General features: G+C 62.6%; 20 protein-coding genes and 1 pseudogene. 17 read left to right on the plus strand and 4 right to left on the minus strand.

All coding sequences use genetic code 11. The features are described 5' to 3' along the window. The first annotated feature begins 211 nt into the window (after window positions 1-211). From P3T22_RS09810 to P3T22_RS09820, 3 genes are read left to right on the plus strand one after another with little or no spacing between them, the layout of a single operon-like run. Window positions 212-1,465: an SfnB family sulfur acquisition oxidoreductase gene (locus P3T22_RS09810; RefSeq protein WP_063497054.1), complete on the plus strand. Its 1,254-nt coding sequence runs from the start codon at window positions 212-214 to the stop codon at window positions 1,463-1,465. Window positions 1,466-1,468: 3 nt separating this feature from the next. Beyond that, entirely contained in the window at window positions 1,469-2,731 is a 1,263-nt protein-coding gene (locus P3T22_RS09815) for an SfnB family sulfur acquisition oxidoreductase (RefSeq protein WP_063497055.1), read from the plus strand. Further along, complete coding sequence (locus P3T22_RS09820; protein ID WP_063497056.1) at window positions 2,731-4,101, plus strand: LLM class flavin-dependent oxidoreductase; 1,371 nt, start codon at window positions 2,731-2,733, stop codon at window positions 4,099-4,101. The genes P3T22_RS09815 and P3T22_RS09820 overlap by 1 nt, the downstream gene beginning before the upstream one ends. Window positions 4,102-4,388: 287 nt before the next feature. Here P3T22_RS09820 and P3T22_RS09825 read toward each other — a convergent pair whose 3' ends face one another. Beyond that, the gene (locus P3T22_RS09825) at window positions 4,389-4,607 is read right to left on the minus strand and encodes a hypothetical protein (RefSeq protein WP_063497057.1); all 219 of its coding nucleotides are present in this window, start codon (window positions 4,605-4,607) and stop codon (window positions 4,389-4,391) included. Between the two features lie 210 nt (window positions 4,608-4,817). Here P3T22_RS09825 and tauD point away from each other — a divergent pair, with 210 nt between their 5' ends. The 10 genes and pseudogenes from tauD to P3T22_RS09875 all read left to right on the plus strand — a co-directional run bounded on the left by tauD (window position 4,818) and on the right by P3T22_RS09875 (window position 12,703). Further along, entirely contained in the window at window positions 4,818-5,651 is an 834-nt protein-coding gene (gene tauD, locus P3T22_RS09830) for a taurine dioxygenase (protein ID WP_429324847.1), read from the plus strand. Between the two features lie 16 nt (window positions 5,652-5,667). Continuing rightward, window positions 5,668-5,850, plus strand: a pseudogene (locus P3T22_RS09835) (porin); the annotation flags it as partial. Between the two features lie 154 nt (window positions 5,851-6,004). Next, complete coding sequence (tauA, locus tag P3T22_RS09840; RefSeq protein WP_063497059.1) at window positions 6,005-7,012, plus strand: taurine ABC transporter substrate-binding protein; 1,008 nt, start codon at window positions 6,005-6,007, stop codon at window positions 7,010-7,012. A 27-nt stretch (window positions 7,013-7,039) separates the two neighbouring features. After that, window positions 7,040-7,822, plus strand: a complete 783-nt coding sequence (locus tag P3T22_RS09845) for a taurine ABC transporter ATP-binding protein (RefSeq protein WP_063497060.1) — start codon at window positions 7,040-7,042, stop codon at window positions 7,820-7,822. 1 nt (window position 7,823) lies between these two features. Continuing rightward, complete coding sequence (locus tag P3T22_RS09850) at window positions 7,824-8,684, plus strand: ABC transporter permease subunit (protein ID WP_063497061.1); 861 nt, start codon at window positions 7,824-7,826, stop codon at window positions 8,682-8,684. Between the two features lie 231 nt (window positions 8,685-8,915). After that, window positions 8,916-9,122, plus strand: a complete 207-nt coding sequence (locus P3T22_RS09855; RefSeq protein ID WP_429324848.1) for a hypothetical protein — start codon at window positions 8,916-8,918, stop codon at window positions 9,120-9,122. Further along, a complete protein-coding gene (gene ribBA, locus P3T22_RS09860) occupies window positions 9,119-10,255 on the plus strand; it encodes a bifunctional 3,4-dihydroxy-2-butanone-4-phosphate synthase/GTP cyclohydrolase II (RefSeq protein ID WP_063497062.1) in 1,137 nt (378 codons plus the stop codon). Before P3T22_RS09855 ends, ribBA begins: the two co-directional genes overlap by 4 nt. 50 nt (window positions 10,256-10,305) lie before the next feature. Then, window positions 10,306-10,812 (plus strand): 6,7-dimethyl-8-ribityllumazine synthase, encoded by a 507-nt coding sequence (gene ribH, locus P3T22_RS09865; RefSeq protein ID WP_006050161.1) that lies wholly within the window; start codon window positions 10,306-10,308, stop codon window positions 10,810-10,812. Next, window positions 10,809-11,243 (plus strand): transcription antitermination factor NusB, encoded by a 435-nt coding sequence (gene nusB, locus P3T22_RS09870; RefSeq protein ID WP_054037337.1) that lies wholly within the window; start codon window positions 10,809-10,811, stop codon window positions 11,241-11,243. The genes ribH and nusB overlap by 4 nt, the downstream gene beginning before the upstream one ends. Before the next feature lie 263 nt (window positions 11,244-11,506). Then, window positions 11,507-12,703 carry a pyridoxal phosphate-dependent aminotransferase gene (locus P3T22_RS09875; RefSeq protein ID WP_429324849.1) on the plus strand — a complete coding sequence of 399 codons (1,197 nt, stop codon included), beginning with the start codon at window positions 11,507-11,509 and terminating at the stop codon, window positions 12,701-12,703. Between the two features lie 207 nt (window positions 12,704-12,910). Here P3T22_RS09875 and P3T22_RS09880 read toward each other — a convergent pair whose 3' ends face one another. After that, complete coding sequence (locus tag P3T22_RS09880; protein WP_063497064.1) at window positions 12,911-14,089, minus strand: lytic transglycosylase domain-containing protein; 1,179 nt, start codon at window positions 14,087-14,089, stop codon at window positions 12,911-12,913. 608 nt (window positions 14,090-14,697) lie between these two features. Between P3T22_RS09880 and P3T22_RS09885 the strand changes: the two genes are divergently transcribed. Then, entirely contained in the window at window positions 14,698-16,266 is a 1,569-nt protein-coding gene (locus P3T22_RS09885) for a UbiD family decarboxylase (protein ID WP_429324850.1), read from the plus strand. Window positions 16,267-16,392: 126 nt separating this feature from the next. After that, entirely contained in the window at window positions 16,393-17,070 is a 678-nt protein-coding gene (locus tag P3T22_RS09890) for a LysE family translocator (RefSeq protein WP_063497066.1), read from the plus strand. A 79-nt stretch (window positions 17,071-17,149) separates the two neighbouring features. On the opposite strand, the gene P3T22_RS09895 is transcribed toward P3T22_RS09890, so the two are convergent. Both P3T22_RS09895 and P3T22_RS09900 read right to left on the minus strand, forming a co-directional pair. After that, on the minus strand, window positions 17,150-18,115 hold the full coding sequence (locus P3T22_RS09895; RefSeq protein ID WP_429324851.1) for a threo-3-hydroxy-L-aspartate ammonia-lyase: 966 nt from the start codon (window positions 18,113-18,115) through the stop codon (window positions 17,150-17,152). Window positions 18,116-18,261: 146 nt separating this feature from the next. After that, window positions 18,262-18,561, minus strand: coding sequence for a hypothetical protein (locus P3T22_RS09900; RefSeq protein WP_429324852.1), 300 nt, complete (start codon window positions 18,559-18,561; stop codon window positions 18,262-18,264). Window positions 18,562-19,328: 767 nt separating this feature from the next. Between P3T22_RS09900 and P3T22_RS09905 the strand changes: the two genes are divergently transcribed. Then, on the plus strand, window positions 19,329-20,264 hold the full coding sequence (locus P3T22_RS09905) for a Rossmann-like and DUF2520 domain-containing protein (protein WP_429324853.1): 936 nt from the start codon (window positions 19,329-19,331) through the stop codon (window positions 20,262-20,264). A 77-nt stretch (window positions 20,265-20,341) separates the two neighbouring features. Continuing rightward, on the plus strand, window positions 20,342-20,662 hold the full coding sequence (locus P3T22_RS09910) for an EthD family reductase (protein ID WP_429324854.1): 321 nt from the start codon (window positions 20,342-20,344) through the stop codon (window positions 20,660-20,662). Window positions 20,663-20,764 lie beyond the last annotated feature (102 nt).

The raw sequence follows: 20,764 nt of genomic DNA on the forward strand, positions 1-20,764 counted from the left end.
CAGGCGACGTTCACAGATGCCACAGGGCATCGAAATTGAAAATCCTCATAAGCAAGTTCCAATTCGATAGTAGGCACGCCTTACCCCGGCTGGTCCAATAGACGATCCAACCTGTTCGCCACAAGCGTTACGCAGGCGATGCGCTTCGCCGCATGAAGGGGCCGAAGCACCGTAGCGCGGACGGGTGACAACCCTATCTGTACGAGCCGTCATGCCCACTCCCGAATCCTCCTCTCCCGTGTCGCGTTTGCCGCGGCCTCCCGATCCGGCCCGCGTGCGGCGTATTGCCGACGATGCAGAAGCGCTGGCAGCCGCATACACTTTGGCGGCAGCGTTCGCCGCGGGCGCCGCCGAGCGCGACCGCCAACGGCGGCTGCCGTGGGCCGAACTGGACCTGTGGTCGGAAAGCGGCCTTGGTGGCATCACCGTGCCGCGCGAATACGGTGGCGCCGACGTCTCGTTCGCGACGCTGGCGGAAGTCTTTGTGATCCTGTGTGAGGCCGATCCAGCGCTCGGCCAGATTCCGCAGAACCATTTCGGCGTGCTCGGCTTGTTGCGGGAAGTCGGCATGCCAGCGCAGAAAGCGCGCCTGTACGGCGAGGTGTTGGCGGGCAAGCGGCTCGGCAATGCGGGTCCCGAACGCCGCTCGGCTAACGCCAAAACCATCCTGCAGGGCACGACGCGACTGAGCGCCACAAGCGACGGCTTGCGCCTCGACGGTCGGCGCTTCTATTCGACCGGAGCGCTATTTGCACACCGCGTCCCGGCACGTGCCACCGACGACGAAGGCCGCGCCGTGCAGGTCTGGGTCCCGCGCGATGCGCCGGGCTTGAGCGTGATCGACGACTGGAGTTCGTTCGGCCAACGCACCACGGCGAGCGGCACGGTGACCTTCGACCAAGTGCCAGTCGATCCGCAGGACGTGCTGCCGATCTGGCAGCTCGCCGACCGTCCGGGGCTGTTCGGCCCCGCCTCGCAATTGATTCAGGCCGCGATCGACCAGGGTATCGCGCAGGCCGCAGTCGCCGACACGCTTCGCTTCGTACGCGAACGCGCCCGGCCGTGGGTCGACTCGGGCCTCGAACACGCAACCGATGACCCGTACATCATCGCGGATGTCGGCCGTCTACAAATCGATCTGCACGCGGCTCACGAGGTGCTCCAGGAGGCCGGCCACACGCTGGATGCCATTGCCGCGCAACCGATTGTCGATACCGAGGCCAGTGCACGCGCCTCGGTCGCGGTGGCCGAAGCCAAGGTGCTCACCACCCGCATTGCGTTGGAGGCAAGCGAAAAGCTGTTCGAACTAGCCGGTTCCGCCTCCACTCGCGCCGCGCACAATCTCGATCGCCATTGGCGCAACGCCCGCACGCATACGCTGCACGACCCGGTGCGCTGGAAGTTGCATCTGCTGGGCAACTATCACCTGAATCACGTGCTGCCGGCGCGCCACTCGTGGAACTGAGACATGACCTTTGATCTTTCTGTAGAAACGCTCGACCACGCGCCAACGCAGGCGCTGCCTCGCGAATTGCGTACGCCGCTGACCCTGGATCTGATCACGAACGATGCCGAGGCGCTCGCAACGGCGCGGCGTCTTGCCACGACGTTTGCGCCCGAAGCGGCGCTGCGCGATCGCGAACGACGACTCCCCTGGGCCGAGCTCGACGCATTCGTCGCGAGCGGCCTGTGGGGCATCACCGTGCCGCGCGAATTCGGCGGGGCCGGTGTGCGCAACGGCACGCTCGCCGAAGTCACCGCGATCATCGCCGCGGCCGACGGCTCGCTTGGGCAGATTCCGCAAAACCACTTCTACGCACTGGAAGTACTGCGCGTGGGCGGCAGCCTTGAGCAGCAGCGCTTTTTCTATCAACGCGTGCTGGCCGGGGAGCGGTTCGGCAACGCGCTTGCCGAAATCAGCCATAAGGACTTCAAACGACGCACGCGGCTCACGCGGGGCGCTGACGGCTGGCATATCGACGGCCGCAAGTTCTATTGCACCGGTGCGCTGTACGCCCACTGGATTCCCACCCTGGTGGTGGCCGAGGAGCAGGGCCGCGACGTCACGTATCTGGCCTTCGTGCCACGCGATACGCCGGGTGTCACCGTGACCGACGACTGGGACGGGTTCGGGCAGCGCGTCACCGGCAGCGGTTCGGTGCAGTTCGAGCAGGTGCGTGTCGAGCCGGAATGGGTCGTGCCGTTTCAGGTCTCGTTTGAGCATGCGACGACGATCGGACCGCTCGCGCAGATCATTCACGCCGCGATCGATCTGGGCCAGGCGCGCGGTGCCTTCGAGGCCGCCTTGCAGTTCGTCCGCGAGCGTTCACGGCCGTGGATCGATGCGAAGGTCGAGCTTGCTGCCGACGATCCGCTGACCATTGCGCAGTTCGGCGACCTCGCCGCGCGTCTGCGTGCAGCGGAAGCGCTGCTACGCCGAGCCGGCCGTTTCGTCGACGCCGCCCAGGCAGCCCCGACCGACCGCTCGGTGGCGGAGGCGTCGGTCGCCGTCGCGGAGGCGAGGACGCTGACCACGACCGTATCGCTGGATGCGGGTTCACGGCTGTTTGAACTCGCCGGCGCCGCCGCGACGCTCGACGGTCTCGGCCTCGACCGTTTCTGGCGCAATGCGCGCACCCATACGCTGCATGACCCGGTGCGCTGGAAGTATCATGCCGTGGGCAACTTCTACCTCAACGACAAGCTGCCGCCCAGGCACGGAGCGTTGTAATGGCGAAGAAAGAGATTCTGCTCAACGCGTTCAACATGAACTGCGTCGGCCATATCAACCACGGTCTATGGGCCCATCCGCGCGACCGCTCCACCGACTATCGCCTGCTGCCTTACTGGACCAACCTGGCGCGCACGCTCGAGCGCGGCCTGTTCGACGGGCTGTTTCTGGCTGACATCGTGGGCGTCTACGACGTCTACCAGCGCAATGTGGACGTGACGCTGCGCGAGTCGATCCAGTTACCGGTTAACGATCCCACGCTGCTGGTGTCGGCCATGGCGGCGGCGACTGAGCATCTTGGCTTCGGTGTCACGGTAAATCTCACCTACGAGCAGCCTTATCTGCTCGCGCGGCGCTTCTCGACGCTCGACCATCTGACGCAGGGCCGCATTGGCTGGAACATCGTGACCGGCTATCTCGACAGCGCCGCCCGCGCGATGGGCCTCAACGAGCAACTGCCGCACGACGAGCGTTATGAGCGTGCGGACGAGTACCTCGAGATTCTCTACAAGCTGTGGGAAGGCAGTTGGGAGCAGGAGGCGGTGCTGCGCGATAAAGCGGGCCGCGTGTACGCCGATCCGGCCAAGGTGCACGAGGTGAGGCACGCGGGCCGCTACTACAACGTCGAGGGCTACCACCTGGCCGAGCCGTCGCCGCAACGCACACCGGTCTTGTTCCAGGCCGGCAGCTCTGGGCGCGGCCAGCGCTTTGCGGCGCGTCACGCCGAATGCGTGTTCATTTCGCCGCCGAACCGCGCGGTCGGACGCGAGACGGTGAGAACGTTGCGCGAGCAGCTGGTGCAGGCCGGGCGGCGGCCGGACGACGTCAAGGTGTTCGTGGGCGCGGCGGTCGTGACCGGCGCCACCGAAGCCGAGGCGCGCGAGAAATATGCAGACTATCTGCAGTATGCGAGCCGCGAATCCGGGCTCGCGCATTTCGCGGCCAGCACGGGAATCGACTACGCGCAATACGATCTCGATGCGCCCGTCGACTACGCTCCCGGCAATGCCATCGAATCGGCGACGCGCACGGCCAAACAGCACGGCTGGACACGCCGCAAGCTGCTCGAAATGTTCGAGTTGGGCGGGCGTTATCCGGCGCTTGTCGGCAGCGCCTCCCAGGTTGCGGATGAACTGCAGGCGTGGGTCGAGGAGACCGGCGTCGACGGTTTCAATCTCAGTCGAACCGTTGCGCCGGAGAGTTACGAGGACTTCATCGATCTGGTCGTGCCGGAACTGCAAAACCGCGGGCTCTACAAGACCGCGTATGGCGAGGGCACGTTGCGACACAAATTGTTCGGTGAGAGCGATCAGTTGCCAGGGCGGCATGCTGCGGCGGGTTTTCGGCGGCAGACGGCGGAGGCTGTGTAAGCAGAAAGGCGGATGCTCCCATTAGCTTATATAAATTCGTCGTTTTGCCGATGCGGCTCGCATGGCTACCATGCAACGCTTGAGTCACTCGTGCGAAATTCCACCTCATGTCTACCGTTGCCGTTCCGCCGCCGCTCGTCGACACGCAAGTGCAGGCGGGAAGCGTTTCCCGTCCCGCCATTATCCGGTCCGCTCAGGACGTCGCGCGGTATGTGGAGCGGATGCTATCGGCGCCTGAGGGCGTCCATAAACCGTCGAAATGACTGGGCATTTACTAGACGCACGGTCTACTGGCGTCTAGTAAAGTCCGCCTGAATCCGCGAATCGGGAAAATCAGACACCTGCGAGTTCTCCAGGCGACCCTGCCGATATCTATCAGGAAGCGTCGCTGCATTCTCCACCTCCTCGCGAAGAACATCTCCCCTGCCCAGAGCCGCATCGACCGCGCGCATCAATGCATCTTCATCGAGCGGCTTGGTGAGGAAGTCGACAGCACCGCCCTTCATGGCCAGGACCGCGCGGCCGGTGCCGACATAAAAAATATAGTCATCGGGATCGCCGTCCGGTAACGCGGGTAGCCGTGTTGCGCATTACATCTTTCGAACCAGTTCAATGTCGACATTCGCACCACCTTCATAAGTAAATGAGTTCTAGTTGGTTGGGTCTCCATGAATTGCTGGGGAAAATCTCACGCGTGGTTTAGCTAGCCAAGGAGAGTGAGTTTGAATTTCAGCCGTCTTACGCCGGCGCTGGGTGCGTTGGTGGAAGGTATCGATCTCGCGCGGCCAATGAGTCAGGACGTGCAAGAGGAAATCCGCCAGGCCTTGATACGCCATCAGGTTCTGTTCTTCCGCCATCAGCACATCAGCCCGATACAGCAGTGTGATTTCGCTGCGCTTTTCGGCGATCTGCACACGCATCCCATCTATCCGCAGCATCCGGATGCGAGCCAGATAATGGTGCTGGATACCGAAGCTTTCGACCTCAAAGACAATGCCATCTGGCACACCGACGTCACCTTCACGGAGACCCCTCCACTAGGCGCTGTCCTGGTGGCGCGACAGTTGCCCGAAAACGGCGGCGACACGCTGTGGGCCAGTAGCTTTGCTGCCTACGATGCGCTATCGGACAGGCTGAAGACCCTGCTGGAAGGACTGAGCGCAACGCACGATTTTGCCAAGACCTTTCCGCTCAAGCGTTTCGGCCTGACTGCTGCGGACCAGCAGCGCTGGAATGAGACGCGACTCAAGAACCCGCCGCTGAGCCATCCGGTGGTCCGCACTCATCCTGAAAGTGGTCGCAAAGGTCTGTTTGTCAACGAAGGATTTACCACCGAGATCGACAAGCTGCCGGAAGAAGAGAGCAAGGCATTGCTCAACTTCCTGTTTGCGCATCAGTCCCGCCCGGAATTCAGCGTGCGTTGGCCGTGGGCGTCTGGCGACGTTGTCTTCTGGGACAATCGCTCGACCAGCCACTACGCCGTGGACGACTATCGCCCCGCGCGGCGCGTCATGCATCGCGCCACCATTCTCGGCGACAAGCCGTATTGAGCCGCGTAGCCCGATAATCCACAACATCTCGGCGTGGGGCAGTGGCTATGTGACCCACCAAGGCGATTTCGATCGCTTCAATGGCGACCGGTTACCCAATTCGGTGAAGTTCCTGTCGAATGTGTTCGCCGGTTTCAAGTTCGGCGGCTTGTATTCGTTCGGCGGCGTGGCGAGCCACTTTCATCAGAACAGCGCCTATAGAAATGACGGTGCATGCGCTTTACTTCCCAGACGTCTGCTATCGCAGATCTTTGTATATCCAACTCTGATTTGCTTGGTTAGTGGCGCAAGCCGGATCCGCTAATCTTGACGACACTTCTCTCAACTGTTTTCTACCTCAGGTCATGGCGTTTATGAAATTCACACGTCGCTTCTCAAGTTTCAGCGCTCTTGCCACGTTGGCGTTAGCGCTTGTACATGGCACGGCTGCGCATGCGGAAACGGTCAACATTGCTTACCAATATGGTGCTGATCCGGCCAAACTCGCACAAGCAAGCGCTGCTTACGAAAAGGCCACAGGCTGGACCATTAACTGGCGGCGCTTCGATACCGGTGCAGATGTCGTTGCGGCGCTGGCCTCAGGCGATATCCAGATCGGTGATGTTGGCTCGAGTCCGTTTGCCGCGGCCCTCAGCCGAGGTGTGCCGATTCAGGCAGTTGTCCTCAACGCGCTGACCGGCAACTCCGAAGCCCTCGTCGTTCGCAACGGCGCTCACATCAACCAGCCGCGGGACCTGATCGGCAAAACCATCGCGACGCCCTTCGTATCGACCAGCCACTACAGCCTGCTGGCTGCCCTGAAACACTGGGGAATCGATCCCAGGCAGGTGAAGATCGTCAACCTTGGCCCTACGGAAACGGTCGCAGCATGGGAGCGTGGTGACATCGACGCCGCCTACACGTGGGATCCAGCCTTGGGTAAGGCAAAGCAGACCGGCAAGGTCCTGGTCGATTCAACGCAGGTCGGCAAATGGGGTTCGCCGACATTTGACCTGTGGGCAGTGCGTAAGGACTTCGCGCAATCACATCCCGATTTCGTCCAGAAGTTTGTCGGGGTCACGCTGCAGGCGATTTCGGACTATCGAGCCAACGGAAAGTCATGGACTGAAGGCTCGCCGCAAGTGGCAGCGATCGCGAAGTTGAGCGGCGCAAGCCCGGCTGATGTGCCGCAACTGCTTTCCGGAAACGTCTATCCCGTTGCGGCCGAGCAAACCTCGTCCGCGCTGCTCGGCGGGGGCACCGCCAAGGCAGTTGCGGCGACGGCCCGTTTTCTGAGTGAGCAAAAGAAGATCGATCAGGTTCTGCCGGACTACAGCGATTCGATCACGAGTCGTTTCATCCAGGCGTCCGCGTCTAAATGACGCCGGGAAGCGGTAAAGGAGCATGAAATGGCCGAACTGAGCGCGCTGCGCGCCAGCGTGATCTACGACACACCGCGTGGTCAACTCACCGCACTTCAGGATGTGTCAGTGTCGGTGCACAGCGGCGAGATCGTCGTCGCGCTCGGCGCGTCCGGATGCGGCAAGAGTACGCTGCTCTCATTGCTCGCCGGCTTTCAGGTGCCCACCTCGGGCCGGGTGACGATCGACGGGGCGCTGGTCACAGGCCCAGACGCAAACCGGGGTGTCGTGTTCCAGGACGATGCGCTGATGCCATGGTTGAACGTGATAGACAACGTGAGCTTTGGTTTGCGCATGCAAGGCGTAGACCGTGCCGCGCGCAACGCGCGCGCGGCGGAGGTTCTTCAGTTGGTCAAACTGCAGGGCTTCGAGCATCACCGTATCGACGAGATTTCCGGGGGTATGCGCCAGCGCGTCGGATTGGCCCGCGCACTCGCCGCGGATCCGTCGTTCCTGCTGATGGACGAGCCACTGGGTGCGCTCGATGCACTGACCCGGGAGCATATGCAGACCCTGCTGCTCGACGTCTGGCACGCGACCGAGAAGGGCGTTTTTCTCATTACGCACAGCATCGAGGAGGCCATCATGCTCGCCACCGAATTGCTGATCCTGTCTCCGCGGCCGGGCCGCGTGGTGGCGAGGCACCGGCTCGACTTTGCGCGCCGCTATGCCGCAGGCGAACCAACACGCTCGATCAAGACCGATCCCGCCTTCACCGAGATCCGCATTTCGTTGCTTGACCAGCTTATCCGCGAGACCGAGGAGGCCTGACGTGTCGTCCCCCGAACAGAATCTGAGCGGCCCGCTCGCACTCGATCCGGCTGAGCGCGAGACGCTGGCCGCGAAGTCCCGGCGCCGCAGGCGTCACATCGACGCGGGCCACGTGGCCACGTTGACCACGGTGTTTGTGCTGCTTCTGGGATGGTGGATCGCCAGCCATCGGCGCTGGTTGCCCACCGTGCTGCTACCGACGCCGGAAGAGGTGCTGCACAAGCTGATTGTGCTGAACACGGATGGCTTCGACGACGCGACGCTCGGCCAACATCTGTTGGCCAGTCTCTCGCGCATCTCGATCGCATTTCTGCTGGCCGTTTCGACGGCGATCCCTGCAGGCCTGCTCATCGCGACAAATCGGATTGTGCGAGGCGCACTGGATCCGCTGATCGAGTTTTATCGCCCCATTCCACCACTTGCCTATTTGCCGCTCATGGTGATCTGGTTCGGCATTGGCGAGCTATCGAAGATTCTGCTGATCTATCTCACGATCTTTGCGCCGCTTGCCATCGCAACGGCGTCGGGTGCGAGCCGGGTGGCGAAAAGCCGGCTGCAGGCGGCGGCCTCTTTAGGCGCAACGCCCTTCAAGCTGCTTCGCTATGTCGTGCTGCCAAGCGCGCTCCCCGAGATACTCACCGGTGTGCGGATTGCGCTTGGCGCAGGATGGTCGACCCTCGTGGCCGCCGAATTGATAGCCGCCACCCGGGGCCTGGGTTTTATGGTTTATTCGGCATCGCGTTTCCTCGTTACCGATGTGGTTCTTGCGGGCATTCTTGTCATTGGATCGATTGCACTCCTGCTCGAGATCGGCTTGCGGCGGTTGCAGAAGCGATTGACTCCCTGGCAGATCAGTCACTGAGGAGAGAGGCGACGATAACCGCTCTCTGGCTCCTCCTACCCCTACTACCAGGTACGCCAATAGGTACGCCAATCCGTCGCGGTCAATCAACGTCTCGCCACAGAGACTGCCGCGTCCCGGTATTTTTGACGGTATGCCAGCCTCTCTTTGGCACCACCATGCCGAACAAGGCTGTTCCGGCCGATTCAACGTCATTGCGCGCTACGTCGAGCGCATTCTGAACGCGCCGAAATGGCCCACTACAAAGCCCGCTGCGCCAAGGCTGGCGGCGCCCTGGCGCTTTCAACCGATTCGTTTGTCCATCGTTTCATCGAGCATACCGGCGCCGGGCGGCGCAACACCAGTCAGCCAAACGGCCTATACCATCCGGCCCTGGCGACGTGGGCGCGCGCGTGGCGTAAAATACGCGCTTTCCCCGAAAAACTCCGCCCAACATGACGCTCGCCTCCACTCAAGAGATCATTGCCGAACTGAAAGCAGGCCGGATGGTGATCCTCGTCGACGAAGAAGACCGCGAAAACGAGGGCGACCTCGTGATCGCCGCCGAATTCGTCACACCGGAAGCGATCAACTTCATGGCCCGCTACGGCCGCGGCCTGATCTGCCTGACGCTCACGCAGGAACGCTGCAAGCTGCTGAACCTGCCGCTCATGACCTATCGCAACGGCACGCAGTACGGCACGGCCTTCACTGTCAGCATCGAAGCGGCCGAAGGCGTGACCACGGGCATCTCGGCAGCCGACCGCGCCCGCACGATCGCCACTGCGGTCGCGCCGGACGCCAAGGCCGACCACATCGTGCAGCCGGGACACGTGTTCCCGATCATGGCGCAGCCGGGCGGTGTGCTGGTGCGCGCCGGCCATACCGAGGCCGGCTGCGACTTCACCGCGCTGGCAGGCCTCACGCCGGCCGCGGTGATCTGCGAAGTCATCAAGGACGACGGCACGATGGCGCGCCTGCCTGACCTGATGGAATTCGCCAAAGAGCACGATCTGAAGATCGGCACGATCGCGGATCTGATTCACTACCGCAGCCGCACCGAATCGATTGTCGAGCGCATTTGCGAGCGCACCATGCAAACCGCGTATGGCGCGTTTCGCGCGGTGATGTATCTCGACCAGCCTAGCAGCCAGCCGCATATCGCGTTGGTCCGTGGCACGCCGAATCCGGAGCACGACACCCCGGTGCGCGTGCACGAGCCGCTGTCCATGCTGGATCTGCTCGAAGTCGGCAAATCGACTCACTCATGGACGCTGGACGCGGCGATGAAAGAGATCGCCCAGCGCGACCTCGGCGTGATCGTGCTCCTGAACTGCGGCGATTCGAAGGAACATCTGGTCGACGTTTTCAAGGCGTTCGACTCGAAAGAAAAAGCCGAGGCGCTCAAACGCCGGCCAGTCGACTTCAAGACATACGGCATCGGCGCGCAGATCCTGCGCGAGCTTGGGGTCGGCAAGATGCAGGTACTGTCGAACCCCCGCAAGCTGGGCAGTATGTCGGGCTACGGCCTCGAAGTGACCGGCTTCGTACCGATGCCAGGCAGCACCGCACAGGCTCCGCAACAAGGCTGATCCGACCATTCACGCGCTTAAGCGCCAACTCAAAACACTACGGAATTAACATGGAAATCGGACAATACCAACCGAATCTCGACGGCGACGGACTGCGTATCGGCATCGTTCAGGCGCGTTTTAACGAACCCGTCTGTAACGGTCTCGCGGATTCGTGCATCGAAGAACTCGAACGCCTCGGCGTGACCGGCGAAGACGTGCTGCTGGTCACCGTGCCGGGTGCGCTGGAAATCCCGCTGGCGTTGCAAAAGCTCGCCGAAAGCGCGCAATTCGACGCACTGATCGCGCTGGGCGCGGTGATTCGCGGCGAGACGTACCACTTCGAACTGGTGTCGAACGAAAGCGGCGCGGGCATCACGCGTATCGGCCTCGACTTCGGCATTCCGGTCGCGAACGCCGTGCTGACCACGGAAAACGACGAGCAAGCCGTCGCGCGCATGACCGAGAAGGGTCGTGACGCTGCGCGCGTGGCCGTCGAAATGGCCAATCTCGCCGTCGCGCTCGAACAACTCGGCGGTGACGACGAAGAAGAAGACGAAGAAGAGGAAGAGGCATGAAGAGCGCACGCCGACGCTCCCGCGAACTAGCCACGCAGGGGCTTTATCAGTGGCTTCTGTCGGGCTCGCCCGGCGGTGAAATCGACGCGCAACTGCGCGGCGCGCAAGGCTTCGACAAGGCCGACCACGAACATCTGGACGCCATCCTGCACGGCGTGATCCGCGATTCGGAAGCACTCTCCGCGGACATCGCACCGTGCCTCGACCGCCCGATCGACCAGCTTTCCCCGGTCGAACGCGCCGTGCTGCTAGTCGCCGCGTTCGAGTTGAAGAATCACGTCGACATTCCCTATCGAGTGGTCATCAACGAAGCGGTCGAACTCGCCAAGACGTTTGGCGGCGCAGATGGCTACAAGTACGTGAACGGTGTGCTGGACAAGCTGTCGGCACAACTGCGCGCTGCTGAAACGCAGGCGGCTCGCAAGCATTGAGCATGAGGCGCGTGACCTGATCATGCGCCTCACGCTAAACCTTGCCCCGCCAGAGACCGGCCTACGAAGGGCGGTGCCGCTGGACCGCCAGCCGCTGGAACGCCAGCCGCTGGGTTCGGTGGCCGCCGGATCGTCGGCCGATTGAATGCCTGGCTACATACCGCAGCCCCATATATTACTGGGCGCTTGCAAGGACGCCGCTGCGCGCATGAACCCATACGCCAGGCGCCGTCCCGCTTTTGCTTCTGAACTGGATTGATCGTATGAACTCCCTGACCGAACCCTGGGTGCGGCTTGCAGCCCGCGTCGACGCCATCCAGCCTTTCTACGTGATGGAACTGGCCAAGGAGGCCGCGCTGCTCGAGCGCGATGGGCGCGACATCATCCACATGGGAATCGGCGAACCCGATTTCACCGCGCCCGAGCCGGTCATCGAAGCGGCCGCGAGCGCCCTGCGCCGCGGCGTCACGCAATACACCAATGCGCTCGGCCTGCACGCGCTGCGCGAGGCGATCTCGGCGCATTACGCCGAGTTCTACGGCGTCAGCGTCGATCCGGCGCGGATCGTTGTCACCGCCGGTGCGTCTGCCGCGCTGCTACTGGCTTGCGCGGCGCTGGTCGATCGCGACGATGAAGTGCTGATGCCCGACCCGTGCTACCCGTGCAACCGCCACTTCGTGATCGCCGCGGAAGGCAAGCCGGTGATGGTGTCAAGCGGTCCGGCCGAACGCTTTCAGCTAACCGCCGCCGACGTCGAGCGCCGGTGGAACGAGCGCACGCGCGGCGTGCTGCTGGCGTCGCCGTCGAATCCGACCGGCACGTCGATCGAACCGGCCGAGCTCGAACGCATCGTCAAGGCCGTGCGGGCGCGTGGCGGCTTTACGATCGTCGACGAGATCTACCAGGGCCTGAGCTACGACGCCAAGCCTGTCTCGGCGCTCTCGTTCGGTGACGACGTCGTCACCGTCAACAGCTTCTCGAAGTACTTCAACATGACTGGCTGGCGGTTGGGCTGGCTGGTGGTGCCGCCCGGCATGGTCGGCGCGTTCGAAAAACTCGCGCAGAACCTGTTCATCTGCGCGTCGGCGCTCGCGCAGCATGCGGCGCTGGCCTGCTTCGAACCGGAAACGATCGCAATTTACGAAGCGCGCCGCCTCGAATTCAAACGCCGCCGCGACTTCATTGCGCCGGCGCTGGAATCGCTAGGCTTCTCTGTGCCGGTGATGCCTGACGGGGCGTTCTATGTGTACGCGGATTGCCGCACGGTCGCGCATCAGGCGGCCGGAGACAGTGCGGCGCTAACCAAAGCGATGCTGCACGACGCGGGCGTGGTTTTGGTGCCGGGCATGGACTTCGGCACGCACGCGCCGAAAGACTACATCCGGCTGTCGTATGCAACCGCCCTGCCGAAGCTGGAAGAAGCGGTCGAGCGGCTGGCGAGGCTTTTCGGGCGGCACTGAGCGGCAGGCGTCAACGACTGCGGCTTGAGTCCCCAAAGAGCCCGGCGAGGCGGGTTGCGAAGCGGGTTGCTATGCCTGTGACCCGCCCCTCACGGCCGCGCACGCCGCCACAAGTGCAAGCCATCAAAGGAAAAAGGACACCCGACGGAGGTGTCCTTTTTTGTACCGGCCGCTCTCATGCCAGACGAACTGAGTTAAGTCACAACCTCAGGCGCCCAACTCCGAGGCCGATGCCACATGCTTGGTCGCATTGGAACTGGCGTCGTCCTGCTCGGATACCGGCGTCTTCACCGGCGTTGCCGCGCTCAGCGGATGACCGGCATCGAGCGTCATCTGCACGCGCTTGCCGTTAGCCGATGCAGCAGCAGCCGTAGCCGTAGCCGTGTTCGAGGCCGTCAGAACCGGAGCCTGCGGTGCATTGATCGGCACCTTGCGGCCACGCACCACATCGCGCAAACGGCCACGCTCGGCCATCACCTTGGCGCCGTAGCCGCCGTCGTCCTGCGAGGTCGAGCCGACGTAGAGACGCAGGCCGCCCGGCAGCGAACCGCCGCGTGCGATGCAATCCTTCAGCACCAGCGCCCCCACCTTGATGTTCGCAACCGGTTGGAGCGCCGCGCTCTGACCGCCGAAATACTGGAATTTGTCCGAGTGGACCTTGGACATGACCTGCATCAGGCCCTGCGCGCCCACGCCGCTCTCGGCGTACGGATTGAAGCCCGATTCGATTGCCATCACGGAGAGCAGGAGAAGCGGATCGAGATCGACTTCGCGGCCGGTGTCGAACGCTGCCTTCACGAGCTCGCTAACGGGCGCCTGTGCGACGCGATAGCGCCGCGCCAGGTACGACGCGACCAGATCCTGCTCGCGGGTCGAGACCAGCACGCGATCGTCGCGCGCGTCGGCCGAGACACGCTGCGCCGGGATCAGCCGCGCCAGCGCGGAGACGCTGTGCATGGTGCGCGGGTCGAGGCCGTTCAGCGCCGCCACGCCCATACCGGATATCCCGGTGCCGTCGGAGGCCCCGTCGTAGCTGGTGTTGGTGGCAGTGGCACCGCTGTTCGCGCCGTTGGCGGCGTCGCTACCGGTCGAATTGGCGGCCAGCGAGTCGTCAGAGGACGCGCCGGGCGGTGCGAAGGCGGGCAGCGGGTGGCCTTGCAGCAGACGGGCAGGTCCGGCTTGCACAGCGGCGGAAATGACCGGCATCAGCTTGGCGGCAAGGGTGCCGCGCCAGGCCGGCATCAGCCACAGTGCAAGTGCCAGCACGACAGCGATTCCGCCGACAATGCTGAACAGGTGATGACTCATTTGCGTCCCGCGACGCAACGCACCACGCACAACTTGCGCGATACGCTCATCGGGACGCCACGATAACCAGGCGTTCATTCAGATCTCCCATGTTGCATGATCCACGAACCCCGCCAGTTGAACAGGCGGTAACACGCGTTCGCAGAATCAAGACGTCGCGCGCTCTGTCTGGTTAGGGCAGCAGCGACGTCGGGAAAACGGTAAATACCGTTTGTGGAGAGCCATCTTGAAAAGATGTCCGCGGCATGCCAAAAAAGCATGCAGGCGTTAGCTCCCACGCGAAAAACCAGCGTCAGTTGACGCTGGCCAGGACTTCGGTAAAGCCGTCAGATACCGTGCAGGGGGTCGGTAAACGGTGACGCGTTGCGTCTAAAGGGACCGGGGGCAGTGGTAAAAAGGTTCACGCCCTGCAACCAATGTGAACGGATTCTATGCAGGGTTTTATAGATCGTCAACACTATAGATAAGTAAATCTATAACTAATTGTAATAATGAACAGTGTTCAGTCCGCTGAAAACCGTACGGCGCGCGCCTCTTGAGCTATCTCAATTACGCCTCTGGAAGTAGGCCGTTTGGCCAATCTACGTGCAGGTGCTAACACAGGTAAAATCGACAATCGTTCTGGCACCGCAAAGCCCTGCGGCCCCCTTCTTTTTTGCCGCTTGCGCGGCTCTCTACCGCACCAGATGAAATACAAAGACCTGCGCGATTTCGTCGGCCGTCTCGAAACGATCGGTGAACTGCGCCGCATCTCGCAAAACGTCTCGCCCGTCCTGGAAATGACCGAACTGTGCGACCGCGTACTGCGCGCCGGCGGTCCGGCGATATTGTTTGAGAGCCAGCAGCAGCACGCGTTCCCGGTCCTCGGCAACCTGTTCGGCACACCGCGCCGCGTCGCGCTCGGCATGGGGATCGACGCGCAAGCGGGCGTTGGCGACGGCGCCGCGCTGGAGTCGCTGCGCGACGTCGGCCGCCTGCTCTCCGCACTGAAGGAACCGGAGCCGCCGAAGGGGCTCAAGGACGCCGGGAAACTGTTCTCGCTCGCGAAGGCGGTTTGGGACATGGCGCCCAAAACGGTGAGCGCGCCGCCCTGTCAGGAAATCGTCTGGGAAGGCAACGATGTCGACCTCGGAAAGCTGCCCATTCAGACTTGCTGGCCGGGCGATGCGGGGCCGCTGATCACATGGGGCCTGACCGTCACAAAAGGCCCGAATAAGAGCCGACAAAATTTAGGCATATATCGCCAGCAGCTGATCGGGCGTAACAAACTGATCATGCGCTGGCTCGCACATCGCGGCGGCGCACTCGATTTCCGCGAATTCGCGCTGCAGAATCCGGGCAAGCCGTATCCCGTGGCCGTGGTGCTGGGCGCCGATCCGGCGACCATCCTCGGTGCGGTGACGCCGGTGCCCGACACGCTCTCCGAATACCAGTTCGCCGGGTTGCTGCGCGGCGGCCGCACCGAACTCGCGAAATGCCTCACGCCGGGCGTCGACAGTTTGCAGGTGCCAGCCCGCGCGGAAATCGTTCTGGAAGGCTTCATCTATCCGCAGGAAGGCACGCCCTCTCCTGCTCCCGCGGGCGCGCCGCCGCGTCCGGCGAAGGGCGCATCGGCCGCTTACGAACACGCGCTGGAAGGTCCCTATGGCGACCACACCGGCTACTACAACGAGCAGGAGTGGTTTCCCGTCTTCACGGTCGAGCGCATCACGATGCGGCGCGACGCGATCTATCACTCCACCTACACCGGCAAACCGCCCGATGAGCCCGCCGTGCTCGGCGTCGCGCTCAACGAAGTGTTTGTGCCGCTGCTGCAAAAGCAGTTCACCGAGATCACCGATTTCTATCTGCCGCCCGAAGGATGCAGCTACCGGATGGCGATCGTGCAGATGAAAAAGAGCTACCCGGGTCACGCCAAACGCGTGATGTTCGGCGTGTGGAGCTTCCTGCGCCAGTTCATGTATACGAAGTTCATCGTCGTGGTCGACGAGGACGTGAATATCCGCGACTGGAAAGAAGTGATCTGGGCGATCACCACGCGTATCGATCCGGCGCGCGACACCGTGCTGGTCGATCGCACGCCGATCGACTATCTGGATTTCGCCTCGCCGGTAGCGGGCCTCGGATCGAAGATGGGGCTCGACGCGACCAACAAATGGCCCGGTGAAACCGATCGCGAATGGGGCCGCGCGATCGAGATGGACCGTTCGGTCAAACAGCGCATCGACACCTTGTGGAATGAGTTGGGACTGTAAAAACAGGCCTCGAAGCATGCCATTGAATTATTAGGATTCAGTCGGCATCGAAGCGATCCAGTTACTAGCAGGATCGCGCCCGCTCGAACAAGTCTGAAGAACAAAACTGATGGAGCCGTTGCGCGGATGCACGCCTTTTCAATGATGTCGGATGGTTTTTTTCTGTCGCTGTCGTTGTGTCTGGATATCGGTCTCGTCAATGTCGCGATGATTTCGCTGACGCTGTCGCACGGCTTCAAACCGGGCTTCTGGTTGGGCCTGGGTTCCTGTTTCGGCGATCTGGCTTACGCGGCGCTAGCGCTCGCAGGAATGGCTGCGCTGCTGCAGTTCGAATCGGTGCGGTGGGTAGTGTGGATCGGCGGCGCGGCGATCCTGCTGTTTCTCACGTGGAAGATGGCGCGTGAAGCGCTGTTCCCAGCGTCGGCACCCGCAGTCGCCGGAGAAGCGGATGCCAACGCGCCGCATCTTTCCCCGTGGCGCGGTTTCTTGCGCGGCGTGCTGCTGGCGATGTCGTCGCCTTCGGCGATTCTGTGGTTCGCCGCAGTCGGCGGCGCATTGATTGCAAAAGCCGGCGCCACCAGCGTGACGACTGCACCGGTATTCCTCGGCGGCTTCTTCCTCGGTGGCTTGTGCTGGACGATCTTTGTCTGTGGGCTCGGCAGCCACGGACGCAAACGCGCCGGCACCGGTTTGCTGCGCGCGTGCCACGTGTTGTCGGCGCTGCTGTTCGCGTACTTCTCGTATAGCGTGATCGTGAACGGCTATCGCGATCTGATCGTGCAGACCGCACAGATGGCGAGCTAGAAAAAACGGCTCGTCAAGGCGAGCCGCCTTCCATCAATTTCACCGCGCACAGCGCGGCGTAAAAACGATCGGCCGCCGATCAGGCGAGATACTGCGCCAGTTTCTCCAGATCGACGTTGCCGCCGCTCACCACCACGCCCACGCGCTTGCCCTTCACCGGCACGATGCCGTTGAGCACGGCAGCCGCAGCGAGACAACCCGTCGGCTCGACCACGATCTTCATGCGCTGTGCGAAGAAACGCAGGGTCTCGATCAACTGCTCGTCACTGACCGTTTCGATCTGCGCGACCAGCTTTTGAATAATTGCGAACGTGTAGTCGCCGAGATGCGTGGAGGCAGCGCCATCAGCGATCGTGCGCGGTGCTTCGATATGCACGATCTCGCCGCGAGCCAGCGATTGCTGGCCGTCATTGCCCGCTTCAGGCTCGACGCCGATCACCGTGCACGCCGGGCTCAATGCCGCCGCCGACAACGCGCTGCCGCCGATCAGGCCACCGCCGCCGAGGCAAACAAACAGCATGTCGAGCGGGCCGGTTTCTTCGATCAACTCCTTCACCGCCGTGCCCTGCCCCGCGATCACGTGCGGATGGTCGTACGGCGGAATCAGCGTCATGCCACGCTCTTCGGCGAGCCGCCGGCCGATCGCTTCGCGATTCTCGGTGTAGCGGTCGTAGCTGATCACTTCGCCGCCATAGCCCTTGGTCGCCGCGACTTTGGCGGCAGGCGCGTCGTGCGGCATGATGATCGTCGCGTGAATCCCGGCGAGGCGCGCCGACAGCGCGATCGCTTGCGCGTGGTTACCCGACGAGTACGTCAGCACGCCCGCTTTGCGTTGCTCGGCGTCGAAATGGGAAATCGCGTTGTAGGCGCCGCGAAACTTGAAGGCGCCCATGCGCTGAAAATTTTCGCACTTGAAGAACACCGACGCGCCCGTGCGCTCGTTGAACGTGCTTGAGGTTAGAACGGGGGTGCGGTGGGCGACACCTTCAAGACGCGCAGCGGCGTCGAGTACATCGTCGAAAGTGGGAGCGGGAAGCGCTTGCATCGGCGAAACTCTCCAGAAGCGGTGGCAAAACAGCCATTCTCCCAGCTTCGGCAGTGCTTTGGTACGCCGCAGTGAAAACACAAACGGCGCAACCCGGCGATCAAGCCGGCGTTACGCCGTCAATACATCCCGCGCTCGCCTTGCGATTAGCGGCGATAGTAGCCGTGGCCGTAGTAACCGCGGTAGTAGCCATGGTGATAATAAGGACGGCCATAGCCGCCGTAATACCCCCCCACCACGACTGCCGGCGGTGCGTAATAGCCCGGTGCATAGACCACCGGCGGAGGCGGCGGCTCGTAATAAACCGGCGGTGGCGCAGCATAAACCGGATACGCCGGCGCGACCGGAATGCCAATACCGATACCGACGGAAACGTGCGCCTCTGCAGCAGTAGCGAACCCCACACCAAGGGCGGCGGCAACGACAAACGGAACGATCTTTTTCACTTTTATTCTCCTGGCGCGGCCCACTAAGGTCGCCAACTTCGCATGCCTTGCATGCTATGAATTCAATGTATCGAAAAAGACCACGCATAGATGTTCGCATTTGTTGCAAATTGCAATTGGCGGCAAGAGCTCGGAATTTGCATCGGCACGGCGGTGCCGGGACACGCGGTGTAACGGACTGAGAATTAAGGGTTTGCCAGCGATCGAGCGAACGCGAATCCGATGCTTTGCGGCTCTTGCGGCTTCAGGCACTCACCGGTCAGTAATCTTTGATTACAAATTAGCTTCAATCCTGACGGCTGAGCATAAAAAATGCCCGGCGTAACCACGCCGGGCATTTTTTACTCGTAAGCAGACGATATTTCAGCCTACCTTCACATAGGCGAATTCTCTGGAGACGTTGGGCGGGACGTACGCGCCGCTGATGCACACGCGTGGGGTCAAGCGCTTCTTCTGGTCCCACCAGCGACGGCGCTGCGAACGCGTCAAGAACCGCAAGTGCTTTCGGTAAGAAAAAATATTCATCGTTACCTCCCGAATCTGACTGCGAGACGAAAAACCCAGAACAGCGACTGCCAAACCGGCTCAAGAAGAAATTGTGAGCAGTTTTCGGACCTGCGGGGCGCGCGTGGCCGGATGACCGACCGGAGGCGCCATATCGCCCCCGCACTGATCAGAGGAATGCCGGCATCGGGACACGCCACTACCGGACGGATGCGCGATACTTCTGCTTTCCCGTTCAAGCACCCCGTCTGGAGCAGGCAACCATGTCCCAGCCCTCTCTGCCGCGCCTCGGCTTCATCGGTGCGGGGCGGCTCGCGCGCTGTCTCGCGCTGAGCTTTTCACGCGCCGGCTATCCCGTCACGGCGGTGGCGAGCCGCACGACTTCGGCCAGCCGGCTCGCCAGTCAAATCGAGTATTGCGCGGCATTCGACGATCCACAACAGGTTGTCGACGCCGCCGATATCGTCTTTTTAGCGGTTCCCGATGACAGCATCGGTACGACAGCGCACACACTGCGGTTCGCAGCGGACACGGCAGGCAGCCCGCACGGCAAAGCGCTCGTGCATTGCAGCGGCGCCTCGCCAGTGGAATTGCTGGCCCCGGCGCGCGACCAGGGCGCCTTGATTGGCGGCTTTCACCCACTCTACCTCTTTAGCGGCGATCTCGCAGACATCGAGCGGATCGCCGGCTGCTCGGTGACGATCGAGGCCGACGGCGCGCTCAAGGACGCACTGACGGCACTCGCCGTCGCCCTGCACTGCCATCCGCTGTCGATTCCAGCGGGCGGCCGCATGCTGTACCACGCCGCCGCGCATTACGCCGCAAGCTTCGCGCTATGCAGCCTCGCCGAATGCGTCGCACTATGGCGCACGCTGGGCTTTGCCGAAGACGACGCGCTGCGCGCGCTGCTGCCGATGCTCTCCGGCACCATCGAAACCGCTCGCGACAAGGGCCTGCCCAACGCGCTCGCCGGCCCCGTGTCGCGCGGCGATACGGGTGTCGTGGAGAAGCAGTTGGCGCTGCTGGAGGGCCTTGGCGGCGATCATGCCGCGCTATATGGTTTGCTGACGCGGCGCGCGGTCGGCCTGGCCGAACGCCGCGCAAACCCGCCCGCCGCGATCGAGGCGATTGCCGAGGCGGTGGAAGAATCGCTCAACCGGTCGCTGAATCAGGCCGCAGCAGGTGCAAGCGTCAAGTAAGGCGTGATAATGTGACGTCCGGCGCCGCGCGCAATCCGCCAGCGCCGCGCTTCGGGACCAACAGACGAGAACGCACAATGATCAAGGTCAGCATCCTTTATCCGTATCGGGAAAACGGCCACTTCGACGTGGACTATTACTGCGTCACACACATGCCGCTCGCGGCCAGGCTGTTCGGGCCGTCGCTGAGAGGCTGGTCGGTCGACGTCGGCATCAACGCCGGGCCGCCGGGGTCGCCGCCGCCGTATGTCGCCGCCGGTCATTTCCTGTTCGATAGCGCAGATAACTTCTACAAGGTTTTCAAGCCTGCCTCGGACCAGTTGGTTGCTGACATCCCGAACTACACCGACGGTGGCAACGGCACGATTCTGATCAGCGAAATCAAGGTTTCTGTGTGATATCGCGTGGCCAGTGTGGCTTGGCGGCACGCAGTTTGCCGATTAGCCTGACTTGAACGCCTGGAAATAGATCCACCGCGTCCCCACTTTGACGCGTAACGC

Source organism: Paraburkholderia sp. GAS348 (assembly GCF_050434205.1).
In the GTDB taxonomy this organism is placed as follows: Bacteria; Pseudomonadota; Gammaproteobacteria; order Burkholderiales; family Burkholderiaceae; genus Paraburkholderia.

Coding starts and splice junctions, on each gene's coding strand:
- P3T22_RS09810 (WP_063497054.1), top strand. CDS start 212: ATGCCCACTCCCGAATCCTCCTCTCCCGTGTCGCGTTTGCCGCGGCCT.
- P3T22_RS09815 (WP_063497055.1), top strand. CDS start 1,469: ATGACCTTTGATCTTTCTGTAGAAACGCTCGACCACGCGCCAACGCAG.
- P3T22_RS09820 (WP_063497056.1), top strand. CDS start 2,731: ATGGCGAAGAAAGAGATTCTGCTCAACGCGTTCAACATGAACTGCGTC.
- P3T22_RS09825 (WP_063497057.1), bottom strand. CDS start 4,607: ATGAAGGGCGGTGCTGTCGACTTCCTCACCAAGCCGCTCGATGAAGAT.
- tauA (WP_063497059.1), top strand. CDS start 6,005: ATGAAATTCACACGTCGCTTCTCAAGTTTCAGCGCTCTTGCCACGTTG.
- P3T22_RS09845 (WP_063497060.1), top strand. CDS start 7,040: ATGGCCGAACTGAGCGCGCTGCGCGCCAGCGTGATCTACGACACACCG.
- P3T22_RS09855 (WP_429324848.1), top strand. CDS start 8,916: ATGGCCCACTACAAAGCCCGCTGCGCCAAGGCTGGCGGCGCCCTGGCG.
- ribBA (WP_063497062.1), top strand. CDS start 9,119: ATGACGCTCGCCTCCACTCAAGAGATCATTGCCGAACTGAAAGCAGGC.
- ribH (WP_006050161.1), top strand. CDS start 10,306: ATGGAAATCGGACAATACCAACCGAATCTCGACGGCGACGGACTGCGT.
- nusB (WP_054037337.1), top strand. CDS start 10,809: ATGAAGAGCGCACGCCGACGCTCCCGCGAACTAGCCACGCAGGGGCTT.
- P3T22_RS09875 (WP_429324849.1), top strand. CDS start 11,507: ATGAACTCCCTGACCGAACCCTGGGTGCGGCTTGCAGCCCGCGTCGAC.
- P3T22_RS09880 (WP_063497064.1), bottom strand. CDS start 14,089: ATGAACGCCTGGTTATCGTGGCGTCCCGATGAGCGTATCGCGCAAGTT.
- P3T22_RS09885 (WP_429324850.1), top strand. CDS start 14,698: ATGAAATACAAAGACCTGCGCGATTTCGTCGGCCGTCTCGAAACGATC.
- P3T22_RS09890 (WP_063497066.1), top strand. CDS start 16,393: ATGCACGCCTTTTCAATGATGTCGGATGGTTTTTTTCTGTCGCTGTCG.
- P3T22_RS09895 (WP_429324851.1), bottom strand. CDS start 18,115: ATGCAAGCGCTTCCCGCTCCCACTTTCGACGATGTACTCGACGCCGCT.
- P3T22_RS09905 (WP_429324853.1), top strand. CDS start 19,329: ATGTCCCAGCCCTCTCTGCCGCGCCTCGGCTTCATCGGTGCGGGGCGG.
- P3T22_RS09910 (WP_429324854.1), top strand. CDS start 20,342: ATGATCAAGGTCAGCATCCTTTATCCGTATCGGGAAAACGGCCACTTC.